The 16,233-nt window shown below is 69.5% G+C and carries 19 protein-coding genes and 1 tRNA gene; 4 read left to right on the top strand and 16 right to left on the bottom strand.

Features of this window, described 5'->3' with window-relative positions; all coding sequences use genetic code 11:
* Positions 1-14: 14 nt before the first annotated feature.
* The 3 genes from OG379_RS14395 (at position 15) to OG379_RS14385 (ending at position 3,796) form a co-directional block, all read left to right on the top strand.
* On the top strand, positions 15-938 hold the full coding sequence (locus OG379_RS14395) for a carbohydrate ABC transporter permease (RefSeq protein ID WP_405662716.1): 924 nt from the start codon (positions 15-17) through the stop codon (positions 936-938).
* Between the two features lie 124 nt (positions 939-1,062).
* Positions 1,063-2,520, top strand: a complete 1,458-nt coding sequence (locus OG379_RS14390; RefSeq protein WP_405662714.1) for a GH1 family beta-glucosidase — start codon at positions 1,063-1,065, stop codon at positions 2,518-2,520.
* A 229-nt stretch (positions 2,521-2,749) separates the two neighbouring features.
* A complete protein-coding gene (locus OG379_RS14385) occupies positions 2,750-3,796 on the top strand; it encodes a LacI family DNA-binding transcriptional regulator (RefSeq protein ID WP_393759023.1) in 1,047 nt (348 codons plus the stop codon).
* A gap of 77 nt (positions 3,797-3,873) precedes the next feature.
* Here the strand turns inward: OG379_RS14385 and OG379_RS14380 are convergent, their stop codons facing one another.
* The 14 genes from OG379_RS14380 to OG379_RS14315 all read right to left on the bottom strand — a co-directional run bounded on the left by OG379_RS14380 (position 3,874) and on the right by OG379_RS14315 (position 12,546).
* Positions 3,874-4,347: a hypothetical protein gene (locus OG379_RS14380; protein WP_405662711.1), complete on the bottom strand. Its 474-nt coding sequence runs from the start codon at positions 4,345-4,347 to the stop codon at positions 3,874-3,876.
* Between the two features lie 48 nt (positions 4,348-4,395).
* Positions 4,396-4,800, bottom strand: coding sequence for a gas vesicle protein K (locus OG379_RS14375; protein ID WP_405668503.1), 405 nt, complete (start codon positions 4,798-4,800; stop codon positions 4,396-4,398).
* 32 nt (positions 4,801-4,832) lie between these two features.
* Positions 4,833-5,093 carry a gas vesicle protein gene (locus OG379_RS14370; RefSeq protein WP_393759029.1) on the bottom strand — a complete coding sequence of 87 codons (261 nt, stop codon included), beginning with the start codon at positions 5,091-5,093 and terminating at the stop codon, positions 4,833-4,835.
* A complete protein-coding gene (locus tag OG379_RS14365; RefSeq protein ID WP_405662709.1) occupies positions 5,090-5,908 on the bottom strand; it encodes a GvpL/GvpF family gas vesicle protein in 819 nt (272 codons plus the stop codon). The genes OG379_RS14370 and OG379_RS14365 overlap by 4 nt, the downstream gene beginning before the upstream one ends.
* Positions 5,905-6,366, bottom strand: coding sequence for a gas vesicle protein (locus tag OG379_RS14360; protein ID WP_393759033.1), 462 nt, complete (start codon positions 6,364-6,366; stop codon positions 5,905-5,907). Before OG379_RS14360 ends, OG379_RS14365 begins: the two co-directional genes overlap by 4 nt.
* Positions 6,367-6,403: 37 nt before the next feature.
* A complete protein-coding gene (locus tag OG379_RS14355; RefSeq protein WP_405662707.1) occupies positions 6,404-7,573 on the bottom strand; it encodes an SRPBCC family protein in 1,170 nt (389 codons plus the stop codon).
* Positions 7,566-8,153, bottom strand: a complete 588-nt coding sequence (locus OG379_RS14350) for a hypothetical protein (protein WP_393759037.1) — start codon at positions 8,151-8,153, stop codon at positions 7,566-7,568. Before OG379_RS14350 ends, OG379_RS14355 begins: the two co-directional genes overlap by 8 nt.
* A gap of 26 nt (positions 8,154-8,179) precedes the next feature.
* Positions 8,180-8,437 carry a gas vesicle protein GvpG gene (locus OG379_RS14345; protein ID WP_104786030.1) on the bottom strand — a complete coding sequence of 86 codons (258 nt, stop codon included), beginning with the start codon at positions 8,435-8,437 and terminating at the stop codon, positions 8,180-8,182.
* Positions 8,438-8,470: 33 nt separating this feature from the next.
* Positions 8,471-9,184 carry a GvpL/GvpF family gas vesicle protein gene (locus OG379_RS14340; RefSeq protein WP_393759039.1) on the bottom strand — a complete coding sequence of 238 codons (714 nt, stop codon included), beginning with the start codon at positions 9,182-9,184 and terminating at the stop codon, positions 8,471-8,473.
* Between the two features lie 3 nt (positions 9,185-9,187).
* On the bottom strand, positions 9,188-9,637 hold the full coding sequence (locus OG379_RS14335) for a gas vesicle structural protein GvpA (RefSeq protein ID WP_405662703.1): 450 nt from the start codon (positions 9,635-9,637) through the stop codon (positions 9,188-9,190).
* A 60-nt stretch (positions 9,638-9,697) separates the two neighbouring features.
* Positions 9,698-10,006, bottom strand: coding sequence for a gas vesicle protein (locus OG379_RS14330; RefSeq protein ID WP_393759043.1), 309 nt, complete (start codon positions 10,004-10,006; stop codon positions 9,698-9,700).
* Positions 10,007-10,501: 495 nt separating this feature from the next.
* Positions 10,502-10,574: transfer RNA gene (locus OG379_RS14325), tRNA-His, on the bottom strand.
* Between the two features lie 123 nt (positions 10,575-10,697).
* Positions 10,698-11,303: an oligoribonuclease gene (gene orn, locus OG379_RS14320; RefSeq protein ID WP_104786026.1), complete on the bottom strand. Its 606-nt coding sequence runs from the start codon at positions 11,301-11,303 to the stop codon at positions 10,698-10,700.
* A 10-nt stretch (positions 11,304-11,313) separates the two neighbouring features.
* Positions 11,314-12,546, bottom strand: a complete 1,233-nt coding sequence (locus tag OG379_RS14315) for a helix-turn-helix domain-containing protein (protein ID WP_405662701.1) — start codon at positions 12,544-12,546, stop codon at positions 11,314-11,316.
* Between the two features lie 825 nt (positions 12,547-13,371).
* Here OG379_RS14315 and OG379_RS14310 point away from each other — a divergent pair.
* The gene (locus tag OG379_RS14310; protein ID WP_393759048.1) at positions 13,372-13,893 is read left to right on the top strand and encodes a universal stress protein; all 522 of its coding nucleotides are present in this window, start codon (positions 13,372-13,374) and stop codon (positions 13,891-13,893) included.
* Between the two features lie 72 nt (positions 13,894-13,965).
* Here the strand turns inward: OG379_RS14310 and glmS are convergent, their stop codons facing one another.
* The gene (gene glmS / locus OG379_RS14305) at positions 13,966-15,795 is read right to left on the bottom strand and encodes a glutamine--fructose-6-phosphate transaminase (isomerizing) (protein ID WP_393759050.1); all 1,830 of its coding nucleotides are present in this window, start codon (positions 15,793-15,795) and stop codon (positions 13,966-13,968) included.
* Between the two features lie 53 nt (positions 15,796-15,848).
* Positions 15,849-16,124, bottom strand: a complete 276-nt coding sequence (locus tag OG379_RS14300) for a hypothetical protein (RefSeq protein ID WP_362926760.1) — start codon at positions 16,122-16,124, stop codon at positions 15,849-15,851.
* Between the last annotated feature and the right edge of the window lie 109 nt (positions 16,125-16,233).

The following is a 16,233-nucleotide window of genomic DNA, read 5'->3' as shown; positions in this document are numbered from 1 at the left end:
CGGGAGCGATATCCATGACCACCACAAGCCCCATCACCGCTTCGGACCACCGGCGCGTCTCCAAGGCCCCCGTCCACGACGAACCCCCGCGTCGCCGCGGCTTCAAGCCCGGCGCCGGCCGTCAGCACCACGCGGGCCCCTTCGCCTACTTCGCCCTCGCCGTCGTCGGCATCGGCTCGCTGTTCCCGCTGTACTGGACGCTCGTGGCCGCGTCCCGTACCCAGGACGAGATCCTGGACACCACGCCCCCGCTCATCCCGGGCGGCAACCTGTTCCACAACCTCCAGGCGGCCTGGGAACAGGCCAGCCTCGGCAAGGCCATCGTCAACACGGTGATCGTGTCCGCCAGCATCACACTGGCGACTCTGTTCTTCTGCACGCTGGCCGGTTACGCCTTCGCCAAGATGCGCTTCAAGGGTCGTGGCGCGCTGATGACCGCGGTCATCGCCACGCTGACGATCCCCCCGCAGCTCAGCGTCGTACCGCTGTTCATGATGATGTCGGACATCGGCTGGGGCGGTCAGCTGGAGTCGGTGATCTTCCCGACCCTGGTGAGCGCGTTCGGTGTGTTCTTCATGCGCCAGTACCTCCTGGAGGCGCTGCCGTACGAGCTCATCGAGGCGGGCCGGGTGGATGGGGCGAACAACCTCCGCATCGTGTGGAGCATCGTGCTCCCGGTCGCCCGACCGGCCATGATGGTGCTCGGCATGCTCACCTTCGTCCAGGCCTGGAACGACTTCTTCTGGCCCTACCTCGCACTGAATGCGGAGAACCCCACGATCCAGGTGGCCCTCGGCCAGCTGAGCGCGTCCTACGTACCCGACCAGAGCATCGTCATGGCGGGCGCGCTGATCAGCACCCTGCCCCTGCTCGTCGTCTTCGTGATCTTCGGCAAGCAGATCGTCGGGGGCATCATGTCCGGCGCCGTCAAGGGCTGACCTGCCCGTCCGCCGCGGTCCGCACCCGGCCGCCCGTACGGCCTGTACCTGACCACAGGCCGTACGGTTGCCGGGTCCCGCACTTCCCCGTCCCCGTCCCTCCACCCCATGGGAGCGCTCCCGCATGACAGCCGTACGACCCGACACCACCCCGAAGCAGGCGCCCGAGGCACAGTTCCCCACGGGCTTCATCTGGGGCGCGGCGACCGCCTCCTACCAGGTCGAGGGCGCCGCCGCCGAGGACGGCCGCACGCCGTCCATCTGGGACACCTTCAGCCGTACGCCCGGCAAGGTCCGCAACGGCGACACCGGTGACATCGCCGCCGACCACTACCACCGCTACCGCGACGACGTCGCGCTCATGAAGCAGCTCGGGCTGAAGGCGTACCGCTTCTCCGTCTCCTGGTCCCGGGTCCAGCCCACCGGCCGCGGCCCCGCCGTCGAGCGCGGCCTGGACTTCTACCGCAAGCTCGTCGACGAGCTGCTGGACGCCGGCATCATGCCCGTCGCCACCCTCTACCACTGGGACCTGCCCCAGGAGCTGGAGGACGCCGGCGGCTGGCCCGAGCGCGTGACCGCCGACCGTTTCGCCGACTACGCCGCCATCGTGTCGGGCGCCCTCGGTGACCGCGTCGGCATGTGGACCACCCTCAACGAGCCCTGGTGCTCGGCCTACCTCGGTTACGCCTCCGGTGTGCACGCCCCCGGCCGTACCGAGCCCGCAGCGGCGCTGCAGGCGGCCCATCACCTCAACCTCGCCCATGGCCGGGCGATCGAGGTTCTGCGCGCCCAACTCCCCGCTTCCGCGCAGACCTCGGTCACCCTCAACCTCCACCAGGTCCGCCCGCTCACCGGCAGCGAGGCCGACGCGGACGCCGCCCGCCGCATCGACGCGGTCGGCAACCGCGTCTTCACCGGCCCGATGCTGCGCGGGGAGTACCCCGAGGACCTGATCACCGACACCTCGCACCTGGTGGACTGGTCGAAGCTGGTCAGGGACGGCGACCTCGCCACCATCTCCCGCCCGGTCGACGCCCTCGGCATCAACTACTACACGCCGACGCTGGTCTCCACCCCGGTGGACGGCGCCGACTACGCGCGCAGCGACGCCCACGGCGCCAGCGACCATTCCCCCTGGCCCGGTTCCGAGCACGTCGCCTTCCACCTCGCCGAGGGGAAGGAGCGCACCGCCATGGACTGGTCGATCGACCCCGACGGGCTCTACAGCCTGCTCATGGACGTCACCAGGGACCACCCGGGCCTGCCGCTGATGGTCACCGAGAACGGCGCCGCGTTCGACGACTACGTCTCACCCGAGGGCAAGGTCGCGGACCCGGAGCGGGTGGCGTACCTGCACGGTCACCTCGACGCCGTACAGCGGGCGGTCGCCGACGGCGCGGACGTCCGCGGCTACTTCCTCTGGTCGCTCATGGACAACTTCGAGTGGGCGTACGGCTATTCGAAGCGCTTCGGCGCGGTGTACGTCGACTACGCCTCCCAGCGCCGGATCCCCAAGACGAGCGCCCACTGGTACTCCGACGTGATCCGCCGCCACGCACTGCCCCCGGTCGGCACCGTCTGACCCCGACCGGCACGGAGAAGCGGGACCCGGCACACCGCCGGGTCCCGCTTCTCCGTGTTCGCCCGCCCGCCTTACGTGTTCGTCATCCGGACCCCGTACGCTTGGGAGCGCTCCCAAGAGTTGTGGCGCTGCAGGGACCGCTGGGTCCTGACAAGTGTCAAGGGATCGGACGGTGGGACTTGGTTTGGCCAACCCGCTGTGAGAAATTGACCGCGAACGGGAGGCAGCCATGGCGGCAGCGCGAGTACGGAGTGGCGGGCGGCCCACGCTCGAAGAGGTAGCGGCCCGGGCCGGAGTGGGGAGGGGCACGGCCTCACGCGTCATCAACGGCTCGCCGCGGGTCAGCGCACAGACCCGGGAGGCGGTCGAGGCGGCGGTCGCCGAACTGGGTTATGTACCCAACCGCGCGGCCCGTGCCCTCGCGGGCAACCGCACGGACGCCATCGCGCTCGTCGTGCCCGAGTCCGAGACACGGTTCTTCGCCGAGCCCTACTTCTCCGACATCGTGCGGGGCGTCGGCGCGGCCCTCGCCGACACGGAGATGCAGCTGCTGCTGACCCTCGCGGGCAACGACCGCGAGCGCCGCCGGCTGGCCCAGTACCTGACCGCGCACCGGGTCGACGGGGTGCTCCTGGTCTCCGTCCACGCCGACGATCCGCTGCCGGACCTCCTCGAACAGCTCGGCATGCCCGCCGTGATCAGCGGCCGCAGGCACGCGGCGGAGACGCTGCCCTCCGTGGACTCCGACAACTTCGAGGGCGCCCGCGCGGCCGTCGACCACTTCATATCGCGAGGCCGCCGCTCCATCGCCACGATCACCGGCCGCCTGGACGTCTACGGCGCCCAGCGCCGCCTCGACGGCTACCGCAAGGCCATCGCCGCGGCCGGCCTCGACCCCGACGAACGGCTGATCGCCCCTGCCGACTTCAGCGAGGAGGGCGGCGCCCGCGCGATGCGGGAGCTGCTGGAGCGCCGTCCCGACGTGGACGCGGTCTTCGCCGCCTCCGACGTGATGGCCGCGGGCGCCCGCCAGGTCCTGCGCGAGTCCGGCCGCCGCATCCCGGACGACGTGGCCCTGATCGGCTTCGACGACTCCGCGGTGGCCCGCCACATGGACCCGCCCCTGACGAGCGTGCGCCAGCCGATCGAGGAGATGGGCCGCACGATGACCCGCGTCCTGCTCCAGGAGATCGCGAACCGCTCGTCGGGCGACGGGGCGGAGGAGCGCCCGAGGATCGTGCTGCCCACGGAGCTGGTGGTGCGCGAGTCGTCCTGACCCCGCAGGCACGGAAGAGGGCCGACAGTGGTCTGTCGGCCCTCTCGGGGAGCGTGCGCGGCATGGCCGCGGTGCGGTCAGATCCGGCCGCCGGTGAGGCGGGTGATCGGTCCGGCATGGGTCTTGGCCGTCTGGCGTCCGAGGGCGAACGCGCCGCCCAGGAGACCGCCGATGCCCGCGGCGGCTCCCACCGCTATGGCCTTGCGGTGCTTGACGACCGTCCACGCGGTGGTGGCCGTCGAGGTCACCTTCCCCGCTGTGTCCAGGACGGTCTGCCGGCCCGTGTCCCAGCCGGCGACCGCTGCGCGCTTCGTCGCCTGTCCGGCCGACCGCACTCCGGTCTCCGCCGAGTGGACGGCTTCCCCGGCGGAGGACTTGGCGTCCTGCGCCGATGACTTGGCCTTCGAGGCTGCGACCGCCGAGCCGGACTTGGCGTGGTTGTTGGCTGCCGCTGTGGTCTGTCGCCCCTTGGCGGCGGCCGTCCTGGCACCCGTACCGGCCTTCGCCGCAGAACCGTTTACCTTCTTGGATTCTTCGCTCTCTGCAGTCATGGTGTTCGTGTTACCCCTCGCTGCGGCTCGAAACGGTCCGGTGAAAATTCAGCCGGAATCCCGTGGAAGAAGTGAACCCAGCGGCCCCAGATCCAGGTTGAGGTCCTCCATGGTGAGGTCGTAGCGCTCGCAGAGTTCCGACATCCGGTCCTGGAGGATCATCAGCGTCATGCCGATGCGTTCCTCCTGGTCCTCACGGAGATCGCCCACGTCGACCCGGTGCAGAGCGGTGCGCTCCATGAGCTGGCGCAGCAGTTCGACGATCGTCAGCACCAGTTTGATGAGGTCGCGTTCCACCGTCTCCGGGTCGGTCTCCAGACGCTGGGCCAGTCCGCTGCCCGTGCCCGCCTCGTCGGGCCCCGCGGGCACCAGATCGAAAGCGCGGGCCGCCGCCTGGGCGACCTCCTGGAGGTTCTGCGTACGCGGCTGTGGTTCCCCGGATTCCTCGGCCATGGACTGCTCCTCGTTCATTCGCCGTACGGTCCTCACCACGGCGCCGGTTCGTCGGACGTGATCGACCGGATCACGGCCCTCAGATTGATGTGCACCAGGTCGACGTCGGCGATGGAGAGGACCAGGTCGCCCGTGAGCACCGCTCCTCCGTTCAGCAAGCGGTCCAGCAGGTCGATCAGTGCCACCTGGCGGCCGGCCAGGGACTCGATGGACTCGTCGGGCGGCCCGGAATGCCCGGTGCGGGGTTCGGCGAACCCCGCACCGGGCATGGCGGCGCCCAGTTCGTCATTCATCGCGGATCACCGCTGTCCGCCGCGGGCGGCGTCGCGAAGGAGTACGGGGCCCAGGGGCCGGTGATCTCCACGCGCACGCCCGGTACGTCGTCGGCGAGCCCCGTGAGGGCCGCGCGGAACGCGTCGGCCTCGGTGTCCTGGACCAGGTAGGCGTCGTTGACGATGTTCTCGCCCGCGGCCTGGGCGAGGTCCCCCTGCTGCGGACGGTGCGTGACGTGCGCCCGGGCGATGCCGGCCACCCGGGCCGGCACCTCGGCGGCCACCGAGCCCGCCGCCCGGTAGGTCGCGCGGTGGTTCTGCTGCTGTGCACGGCGTCGCTGCAGGTAGGCCCGCCCAGGTGAGGCCGGGGCCTCCGCTCCGCCGCCGCCCACCGCGACCGCCTCGCGCGGGTCGGCGTAGATCTTGACGCCGAGTTCGACGTGGCCTTCGAGGCGGGCGAGCAGAGCGGAGAACTCGGCCTCGCGTGCGCCGAGCATGTCCTGGACACGCCCGTCGTCGAGGTAGACCGTCACCAGCCGCATCGGCAGTACGGCAGCGTGCTCGTAGGCCGCCTCGACGACGGCGTGGTGGGTGCGGGCCAGCACCTCCAGCCGTCCGAGGTCCTCCATCTGCGCCTTCACGCCCTCGGTTCCGTACGACGCGGAGGGGACCGAAGAGACCAGCGCGACGAGGTCCCCCGCGCGGACCGTCCGCAGAGGAGACCCCTCCAGGCCGGGCCGCCCCGCGAGAGCCGCCTCGAGAGGGGCTCCCGCGCGGCTGACGGCGTAGACGTAGGACATCTCCGGGCCCGTCGCCGGGGCCACTTCCGCAGTCACTTCGAATCCTCACCTTCCGTGCTCTCCACGTCGGCACGCCCGGGAAGCGCGTCCTGGCCGGCCCCGGCCGCCGATGAGGCCGGCAGCCCCACGGCGGCCCTCAGCTCGGCGATCTCGGCCCGCAGCCGTGCGTTCTCCGCCTCCACCGCTTCCCCGTCCCGCGACGCGTCCACCGCCTGGGGCCTCTGCGGAGGGCGGGCCCGGGAGGAGAGCGAGGGATCGTGCTCCCACCAGTCGATGCCCATCTCCTTGGCCTTGTCCACGGAGGCGACCAGCAAGCGCAGCTTGATCGTCAGGAGTTCGATGTCGAGCAGGTTGATCTGGATGTCACCCGCGATGACGACGCCCTTGTCCAGGACGCGTTCGAGGATGTCGGCCAGATTCGCGGAGGACTGCTGCTGACCGTACGGGGACGCTCCCGAAGAGGCCCCCATGCGGCCGGCCAGTGAGTCGGACACGTCGGTTCAGTCCCATCCGTGCTGTAGGCGGAGCATGTCAGCTCCGTGCGGAGGCGGTACGGCGCCGGGCGCGCGGGGCCGGCTCCTCTTCTTCCTCGTCCTCGAGAGGCTCCTCCTCCTCGGCCTCCGCGTCCTCCTCGACGTCCTCGTGCTCGTCCTCGTCCTCGTCCTCGTAGGAGTCGTCCGCACGGGGCTCGTCGGCGGGAGCCTCTTCGTCCTCGTCGACGGGATCGTCGTCCTCGTCGTCCTCGTAGGCCTCGTCCTCCGGGGGGAGTTCGTCGTCCTCGTCGTCCGCGAGTTCGTCCTCCTCGCCGTTCTCGGACTCGGGCTCCTCCGCCTCGGAGCCGTTCTCCTCCTCGGCGCGGGCCTCTTCCTCCTCGATGGCCTCGTCGTGCTCCATGACGACCTCGCCGTCGCGGATCTCACCGCGCCAGCCGTCGGTCGCCTCGCCGCGCATCATGATGAACTTGCGGTAGAGCTTCAGATCGAGGCGGGCCCTGCGGCCCTGGGCGCGCCAGATGTTCCCGGTCTTCTCGAACAGCCCCTTGGGGAAGTACTCGAGAACGAGCAGGACCCGCGTCAGGTTGTCGGTGATGGCGTGGAACGTCACCACCCCCTTGACGGTTCCCTTCGCACCCTCGGTGGTCCAGGTGATCCGCTCGTCCGGAACCTGCTCGGTGACGTTCGCCTTCCAGCTGCGCGTGGACTTGGCGACCTTCACCTTCCAGTTGCTGCTCGTGTCGTCGGCCTTCTCGACGCTCACGACACCCTTGGCGAAGGTGCTGAACTCCTGGAACTGGGTCCACTGGTCGTAGGCCTCGCGCACCGGCACACCGACGTCGATGTCCTCGGAGATGGTGACGCTCTTCGACTTGCCTCCACCGCCCTTGCGGCCCTTGCCGAACAGCCCCTTGACCTTGTCCTTGATGGCGTCCTTCACGTGGGACGCGCCGGCGCTGACGGCGGCCTGTGCGGGGGACTTGCCCTCGCTGAGCGCCTTGCCGCCCTTGGCGAGGGTCTTCGCCGCGCCGCCGGGGGCGTCACCGTCCGCGAGTCTGCCGACCCCCTCGCCCAGCTTGTGGCCGAGGTTGGTGACCGCGTGCTGCGCCCGCGCCTTGAGGTAGTTCTGCAGCTCTTCCTTGAGGCGGTCGGTGGCGGGATTGTTCGCCACGTCGTCCTTGAGCTTGCTGAAAGCCGAGTCAGCCATTGCTGCCACCCCGCTTCCCGCGGGCGCCGGAGGCGGCCTTGCGGGCAGCCGGAGCGGCCTTCTTCCGCGCGCCGCCCGAGGCGGTCCGCCGGGCAGCACCGCCTGCGGACCTGGCCGCCGGCTTGGCTGTCTTCTTGGCTGCCGCCGTGCGACGCGGGGCCGGCTTCTTCTCCGTGTCCTCGCTGTCCTGGTCCTCGTCGTCCTGCGCGTCCCGCGCGTCGAGGTCGTCCTCCTCGGACTCCTCGTCGGTCTCGTCCTCCTCGTCCCGCGCCTTGGCGCCGGACGGGTCCTCGAGTTCGAGCGTGCGCTTGTGCAGGGAGTCGGCGAGGCCCGTGGCCCGCTGTGTAAGGGCCTTGGTGGCGGCCGTCTTCGTGGCGCCCACCAGCTCCTTGCGGACCTGGTCGTTGAGGCCGCCCACGAGCGGCGAGTCGGCCAGCAACTTGCCGAGCTGCCTCGGGTCCAGGCTCAGCTTCTTGCCTGCCAGGAACATGCCGAAGCCGATCGCCAGCTTGGCTTTCTTGGTACGTCCCAGCAGATAGCCGCCCACCAGGGCCGCACCTATCTTTGCATTGCCGGTCATCTTTCGAACACCTCAATCTCCCATCATCAGGAGTTGCCGTCCGGACGATTCCTGTAGGCCTCGCACTCGGCGAGCCAGTCCAGCAGTTCGTCCTCGCGTCGGTCGAATTCTTCCTCGTCGATTTCGCCGCTCAGCAGTTCACGTTCCAGCTCGGCCAATTGCGTGCGTACGGCTGCCGGGTCGTAGTGCTCGCGCTCAGCGGCTTGCACCACTTGATCGAGAACCCATGCCGTGCCGCGTACCGGAGCCAGCGGAAGGGTGAGCAGTTGCGTAATGAGGCCCATGAACAGGTGCCTCCCCTCTGCGAGGGATGTACGTCAGACGAAGCTGTAGGGCGGAAGAGGGCCGTTCAGGGCGAACGTGTAGTCGTCACCCCTGCGCTCGGCCTCCTCGTGGACCGCCTGCGAGAAGGCGGACGCCTCGTCGCGCTTCACGAGGTAGGACACGTTCAGGAAATGGGCCTTCGTGGGTTCTCCTTCGGAGACCCGTTCCGCGGCGGTCGCCAGTGCGCTCGCCAATTCCCGTCCCATTGCTTCCTGCCGGGCCTGGACCTCGTGCGACACGAGTTCGCCGAGAGCCATCTTCTGGTCCTGCGCCCCCGGGTTCTGCCGGGTGTGTTCACTCAGCCGCCGGGCCTCGGGCGATTCCGTGAGAATCTCCCGCAGCAGGCTCTCCTCGTCGCGCGAGACCTTCACGTTGTACTCGAGGCGGCCGTCCAGCTCGGAAAGGCGGGCCGTGTAGCTGTCCTTGCCCTGCTCGAGCGCGGCGCGTACCTGATCGTCGTCCGGCCCTACGAGCCCGAAGCGCATCGGGAGCGCGGCGCCGTCGGCCATCAGCCTCTCCAGCACGCTCTGGTGGGCGACGAGATCACGTCGCTTCGCCCGCAGGTCGGCCGGTGCGTCGCTGACCACCGCGCCGAGCTCCCCCGTCTTGACGGTGCGCAGCTCCGACGCCGGTTCCCCGACACCGGACAGGCCGTCCAGCCGCAGCGGGTGGTCGGCCGCGGTGATGGCGTAGATGTAGGTCGGCATGCGTTACTCCTCCCCTCGCTGGGACGTCCGGCGGCTGCTGCTCGAAGCGGTCTTGCGCGCCGGCCGCTTCTCCTTCTCCTTCTCGTCGGAGTCGTCACGGCCACTCTGGAGGGAGTCCGTGAAGGCTTCGACCGCACCGGTCAGTGCCCCTTTCGACTTGCCCTTGGCGCCGCTCTCCATCGTGTCCCCGACTATGTCGGTGAGCTGCGCGGGAGCCTTCCGGCCCGACTCCAGGTCCAGCCGGTTGCACGCCTCGGCGAAACGCAGATACGTATCCACGCTGGCGACGACGACACGCACGTCGATCTTGAGGATCTCGATACCGACGAGCGAGACACGAATGAAGGCATCGATGACGAGCCCCCTGTCGAGGATGAGCTCAAGAACGTCGTAGAGATTTCCGGATCCGCCTCCGCTGTTGCTGGAGGCGTTGCTCTGCTGTACGAGACTCATGGTCGGTCTTCCTTCCAATGAGTTGTGTTGCGCGGTACGGCTGCTCGGCGAGTGGTCGGCTCAGCGGTCGACCTGTCCTCGCGAGTACCGTCGAATTCGTTCGTAGCCCACGAGTTGACCCTGACCGTCGAGCCTGACGCGATAGGAGGCCATCACGCTCATGGTGTCGGGGATCTTCTCGATCTCGACGACTTCCACATCAGCCGCCCAGCCGTCGTCCGTCGCATTCAGCGAGGACACCGAATCGGGCTGGCGCTGGAGGAGTTCGGCAAGCTGTTCGGCCGCTTTCCGCATTGCTGTGGAGACACCGATCCGGCTGTTGCCGCCACTGCTGCCTTGATCGCTCTTGGTGTTCTCGGTCGTGGCCATGTGCTTCACCTGCCGTGCGTCATTGTGGCTTCCTGTCGGCTTCGTTCGGTCAGCCATTCGTTCGGGATGCAGTGCGCGTGCCCATGAGACCCGAACGTATGCATGAAGCCTCATCACGCCTTCCACACAGCTGCGGATTTTTGGCACGCAACGGCCCCCGGGCGGTGCCGTCCGGGGGCCGTGACCTTCGCGCGGGCGCGAGAGGGCCCTGCCGCGTCGGGGGATAGCGCGGCAGGGCCCGTGAAGCCGGATGCCCGGTCCGCAGGCTCGCCATGCGGGGCGGAGCGGGGTGTGGCGGGTGTCACCCGGCCGGGCCGGCGCATGAGGGGGCGGAAGGGGGCGGGAGGGCCGCCCGCCCGTCGGCGCCGCGTGTCCGGTCGCCGCGGGCGACCCGCGGCGTACGGAGCCGCGGAAGTGAGGGGCGCCACCTGTCCGGCGCCGGGGAAAAGACTCAGCCCCTGACCCGTTTTCCCAGGTCAGGGGCTGATCGTTCAGGGTGAGTAACGGGACTTGAACCCGCGACATCCTGGACCACAACCAGGTGCTCTGCCAGCTGAGCTATACCCACCATGTCGCCCGGTCGCTTTCCTGACCGGCCGAGAAAAAGTGTACAGGGTCCGAGCGGGTGCTCGCGCCCCGGTTCTCCGGGGCGGGTGCACGGGCCCCGGAGGGCCCGTGACCAGCGGTGTCCCTACTGCCCGGCGGCCGGCGTGTGGCGCGCCGCGATCTCCTTGGCGCGGGCCGAGTCCGGTCCGGGCTGCGGTACGAAGACCGCGTCCCGGTAGTAACGCAGCTCCGTGATGGAGTCGCGGATGTCGGCGAGCGCCCGGTGGTTGCCGTTCTTCTCCGGACTGTTGAAGTACGCCCTCGGGTACCAGCGGCGCGCCAGCTCCTTGACCGAGGACACATCGACGATCCGGTAGTGGAGGTAACCCTCCAGCGACGGCATGTCACGCGCCAGGAAGCCCCGGTCGGTGCCGACCGAGTTTCCGCACAGCGGCGCCTTGCCCGGCTCCTTCACGTGCTCGCGGATGTAGGCCATGACCCGCTCCTCCGCGTCGGCCAGGGTCGTGCCCCCGGCCAGCTCGTCGAGGAGGCCCGAGGCGGTGTGCATCTGCCGCACCACCTCGGGCATGGTCTCCAGGGCCGCGTCCGGCGGGCGGATCACGATGTCCACCCCTTCGCCGAGCACGTTCAGTTCCGAGTCGGTGACCAGTGCGGCCACCTCGACGAGTGCGTCGTCCGTCAGCGAGAGCCCGGTCATCTCGCAGTCGATCCACACCATACGGTCGTTCATGGGCTCCACCCTACGGGGCGCTGCGCTGCCCCGGCAGGGCCGGGCGGCCCGTAGCGTACGCCTCGGGACCCGGTCCGAGGCGGTCCACGGCGCCGCCGGGAGCGGCCGTCGCGGTGACCGGCGACGGGCCGTGTGAGGACGCCGCGGCGGCCCGCCGGCTCGGTCCCGTGCCCTGGACGGGTACGGACGTCTCGAGCACCGTGGCGACGCTCTCCAGCGCCCCGCCCTGCGGACGTCGGGCCCGGTAGGCGGCCCGGTACGCGGCGGGGGAGGAGCCCAGCTGGCGGCGGAAGTGCCCGCGCAGCGCGACCGGCGAGCGGAAGCCGCAGCGGCCCGCGACCTCGTCGACGGAGTAGTCGGAGGTCTCGAGCAGCCGCTGCGCCTGCAGCACGCGCTGGGTGATGAGCCACTGCAGCGGTGCGCTGCCCGTGAGCGAACGGAACCTGCGGTCGAAGGTCCGCCGGCTCATGTAGGCACGCGCGGCCAGCGTCTCCACGTCGAACTGCTCGTGGAGATGCTCCAGCGCCCAGGCCACGACCTCGGCGAGCGGGTCGGAGCCGATCTCTTCGGGTAAAGACCTGTCGAGGTAGCGCTCCTGACCGCCACTGCGCCGCGGCGGTACGACGAGCCTGCGGGCCAGGGCCCCTGCCGCCTCGGTGCCGTGGTCGGTACGGACTATGTGGAGGCACAGATCGATTCCGGCCGCCGTCCCGGCCGAGGTGAGCACGTCGCCGTCGTCGACGAACAGCTCACGCGGATCGACGTGCACCGACGGGTAGCGCTTGGCCAGCGTCGGTGCGTACATCCAGTGCGTGGTGGCCGGGCGGCCGTCCAGCAGGCCGGCCGCGGCGAGGACGAAGGCCCCCGTGCAGAGTCCGACGATGCGGGCACCCTCCTCATGGGCGCGGCGCAGCGCGTCCAGGGCCTCTGCGGGCGGCGGGGAGGTGATGGACCGCCAGGCGGGTACCACGACGGTGCCTGCCCTGCTGATCGCCTCCAGGCCGTACGGTGCGCTGAGTTCGAGCCCGCCGGTGGTGCGCAGCGGTCCTTCCTCACCCCCGCAGACCAGCAGGCGGTAGCGGGGAACGCCCGCGTCCTGCCGGTCGATTCCGAAAACTGAGAGCGGAATGGAGCTCTCGAAGATAGGGCCGCCACTGAACAGCAGTACGGCTACGACTTCCCGGCGTCGCCGCCCGGTCAGCTTCCGTGACGCCTCCGTTGCGGTGGCGGAGTCCTGGCTCATGACGCTAAGCCCCCCTCGGTGTTCGCGTCTTCCTGGTCCTTACGGGCCTGTCGCTCCTGCACGTTTCCCCTCGGTCTCGCACGCGTCCCCAGTCCTCGACACTCAAGATCGAATCTACTGCGTCCCGTGGTCCCGACGTGACACGTTCCCCCACCGGCACTATGTCGACAAGGCAACTTGGCGCGAAGCGTTCGATCACGAAGCGTTTCACCCGTGAGCCCCACAGGGAAGTGCGCATGACGATCATGGCCCGTCCCCATAGGGTCAAAGCGTACCGCGCGGTCTATTCCTGCCTGGTGGCACGCGGGTTGGGCGGCTCCGACCCCAAGGGAACGGGGTAGGGGTGAAGTTGGCTGAAAACCGATGGTTGTGCGTGCGTAATCCAGTCATGCGACCGGCGTACGCCCCCTGGTCACGGGAGCATCCATGCGCCTCTGGGGCCTCTGGAGGCCATTCGGACTCTCCGGGTGAACGATGTGCAATTGCATGATGGCGGGGCGTGACGACCCCGGCCGGAGGGGCGGGTGGCACATTCGGCCGCCGCGCCCGGATCGCGCTGAGCGTCGGCCGGACACCGTGACCGGAACCCGTCGAAGCGTCCACGAGCTGGATGTACGACGCAACCGGCATTGCCATACCGGGGCACTCTCCGGCATGCTCCCTCCATCGCCGCCCGCGATGTGTGAGCGCTGGGCAGTGGAGGAGTGGCGCCGTACCCTTGGGGGTAGGGGGTTGGGAAGATGTTTCCCGGACACAGCTCCACCGCTCGCAGGTACACCTCCAAACCGCTCCCTCCTCACGAGGACTCTCTTCGCCGAGACACCGATGGCCGGTCACGAAATCCCTGAACCCGCAGACCGCAAGCAGGTAGCCGACCCCGGGTCGGAACCGCGGCCGGTCGGAGAGTCGCGCCCTTCCTGCGATCCTGCCTTCCGGCATGGAGTCGTGGTCGGTTTCGACGGCTCCATGTCCAGCGAACGAGCCCTCGCGTACGCCATCGGAATGGCGAACCGGCACAGCTCCGGACTGATCATCGTCCATGTGGCCAACCGGCTGCCGACCACCGTCTGGGCCGGCTGCGAGCCGCCCGTCTTCGTCGACGTTCCCGATCACCGCACCGAGGTCCTCGGCCTGGAGCTGGCCTGCGCGGACTATCTCGCCGAGGTCCCCTGGGTCCTCGTGGAGCGCGGCGGGGACATCTGCCACGAGCTGGAGGAGGTCGGCCGGGAGTATTCGGCCGACGCGATCGTCGTCGGCTCGACGCACGGCATCGTGGGCCGCATCTTCGGGTCCGTGGCCGGCCGTCTCGCGCGCCGGGCCCAGCGTCCGGTCATCGTCATCCCCTGAGCGCCCCTGAGCGCACGGAAAGGCCCCTGACGCGACGTCAGGGGCCTTTCGCAGGCAGCGGGACGGTGTCCGCTACTCGACGGTGACCGACTTCGCCAGGTTGCGCGGCTTGTCGATGTCACGGCCCATGGCCAGCGCCGTGTGGTAGGCGAGCAGCTGCAGCGGGATGCCCATCAGGATCGGGTCCAGCTCGTTCTCGTTCTTCGGGACGACGATCGTGTGGTCGGCCTTCTCCTGCTCGCGGTGGGCGACGGCGAGGATGCGTCCGCTGCGGGCCTTGATCTCCTCCAGCGCGGCGCGGTTCTTCTCCAGCAGGTCGTCGTCCGGGACGATCGCGACGGTGGGGAGCGCCGGCTCGATGAGCGCGAGAGGGCCGTGCTTGAGCTCCGAGGCGGGGTAGGCCTCGGCATGGATGTACGAGATCTCCTTGAGCTTCAGGGAGGCCTCCAGCGCGACCGGGTAGCCCCGGACGCGGCCGATGAACATCATCGACTGCGCGCCGGCGTACTCCTCGGCCAGCTTCTTGATCTCGTCCTCCGACTCCAGGATCTGACCGATCTGCTCCGGCAGCTTGCGCAGCCCCTCGATGATCCGCTTGCCGTCGGCCACCGACAGGTCGCGGATGCGGCCCAGGTGCAGGGCGAGCAGCGCGAAGGCCACGACGGTGTTCGTGAAGCACTTGGTGGAGACGACGCAGACCTCGGGGCCCGCGTGGACGTACATGCCGCCGTCGGCCTCACGGGCGATCGCCGAACCGACGACGTTCACGACGCCCAGGACACGCGCGCCCTTGCGCTTGAGCTCCTGCACGGCGGCCAGCACGTCGTAGGTCTCGCCGGACTGCGAGACGGCGACGTACAGGGTGTCGGGGTCCACGACCGGGTTGCGGTAGCGGAACTCGGACGCGGGCTCCGCGTCCGCGGGGATGCGGGCCAGCTCCTCGATGAGGCCGGCGCCGATCATGCCCGCGTGGTACGAGGTGCCGCAGCCCAGGATCTTGATCCGGCGGACCCCGCGCGCCTCGCGGGCGTCCAGATTCAGGCCGCCCAGGTGCACGGTGGAGAAGCGGTCGTCGATGCGGCCGCGCAGCACGCGGTCCACGGCGTCGGCCTGCTCGGAGATCTCCTTGTGCATGTACGTGTCGTGGCCGCCCATGTCGTACGACTCGGCCTCCCACTCCACGGTGGTCGGCGTGGCCGTCGTGGTCGAGCCCTCCGTGGTGTACGTACGGAAGTCGTCGGCCTTGAGGGTGGCCATCTCGCCGTCGTCCAGGGTGACGATCTGCCGGGTGTGCGCGACCAGGGCCGCCACGTCGGAGGCGACGAACATCTCCTTCTCGCCGATGCCGAGCACGACCGGGGAGCCGTTGCGGGCGACGACGATGCGGTCGTTGAAGTCGGCGTGCAGGACGGCGACGCCGTACGTGCCCTCGACGGACTTCAGTGCCTCGCGGACCTTCTCCTCCAGCGTCAGCGCCTGGGAGCGGGAGATCAGGTGCACCAGCACCTCGGTGTCGGTCTCCGAGAGGAAGACGACACCGTCGGCGACGAGCTTCGCGCGGAGCTCGGAGGCGTTGTCGATGATGCCGTTGTGGACGACGGCGACCTTGCTCTCCGCGTCCAGGTGCGGGTGCGCGTTCTCGTCGCTCGGGGCGCCGTGCGTGGCCCAGCGGGTGTGGGCGATGCCGGTGGTGCCGGCGAACCGCTTGGGCACGCGGGCCTCCAGCTCGCGGACCCGGCCCTTGGCCTTGACCATCTTCAGGGTGCCGGACCTGCCCGCCGGGGCCTTGCCCGTGATGACGATGCCCGCGGAGTCGTAGCCCCGGTACTCCAGCCGCTGCAGGCCTTCCAGCAGCAGCGGAGCCACGTCACGCTTCCCGATGTAACCGACGATCCCGCACATGGGTCCCTGCCCCTCCATCGACGTACAAAAGTCCGGTGCCCGGCCCGTCCCGCTCAGCCGTAGACGATGCGGCGCAGCTGGCGGAGCGAGAGCTCCTGCGGCGCCACCGCGCGGTGCGGCAGCTCGGCCGCGATCCGCTCGAAGATCTCCGTGTTCACCAGGCCGCCGGACTGCAGTTCGCGGTGGCGGCGCCGGACGAAGGCCTCGGTCGTCTCGTCGAAGTACGCCAGCACGTCGAGGATCACCCTGGCGGCCTCACCGCGCTGGAGCGCGGTGGAGCGTACGAGGTGGTCGATGAGGTCGTCATGCGCGGGGCGGTGTTCGAGCACTCGTCGATATTGCGTGGATCGAGGGCGCTACGCAAGAAATCTGCCCGATATCGGGCAGAAATCTCATTCTGCGGGGTTAATCTGGCGGGAATGTCCGTTACGTTCTCAT

This window comes from Streptomyces sp. NBC_01166 (assembly GCF_045039765.1).
Classification (GTDB): Bacteria; Actinomycetota; Actinomycetes; order Streptomycetales; family Streptomycetaceae; genus Streptomyces.
The sequence above is the reverse complement of the archived record's forward strand: the minus strand, read 5'-3'. Positions and strand labels throughout refer to the sequence as shown.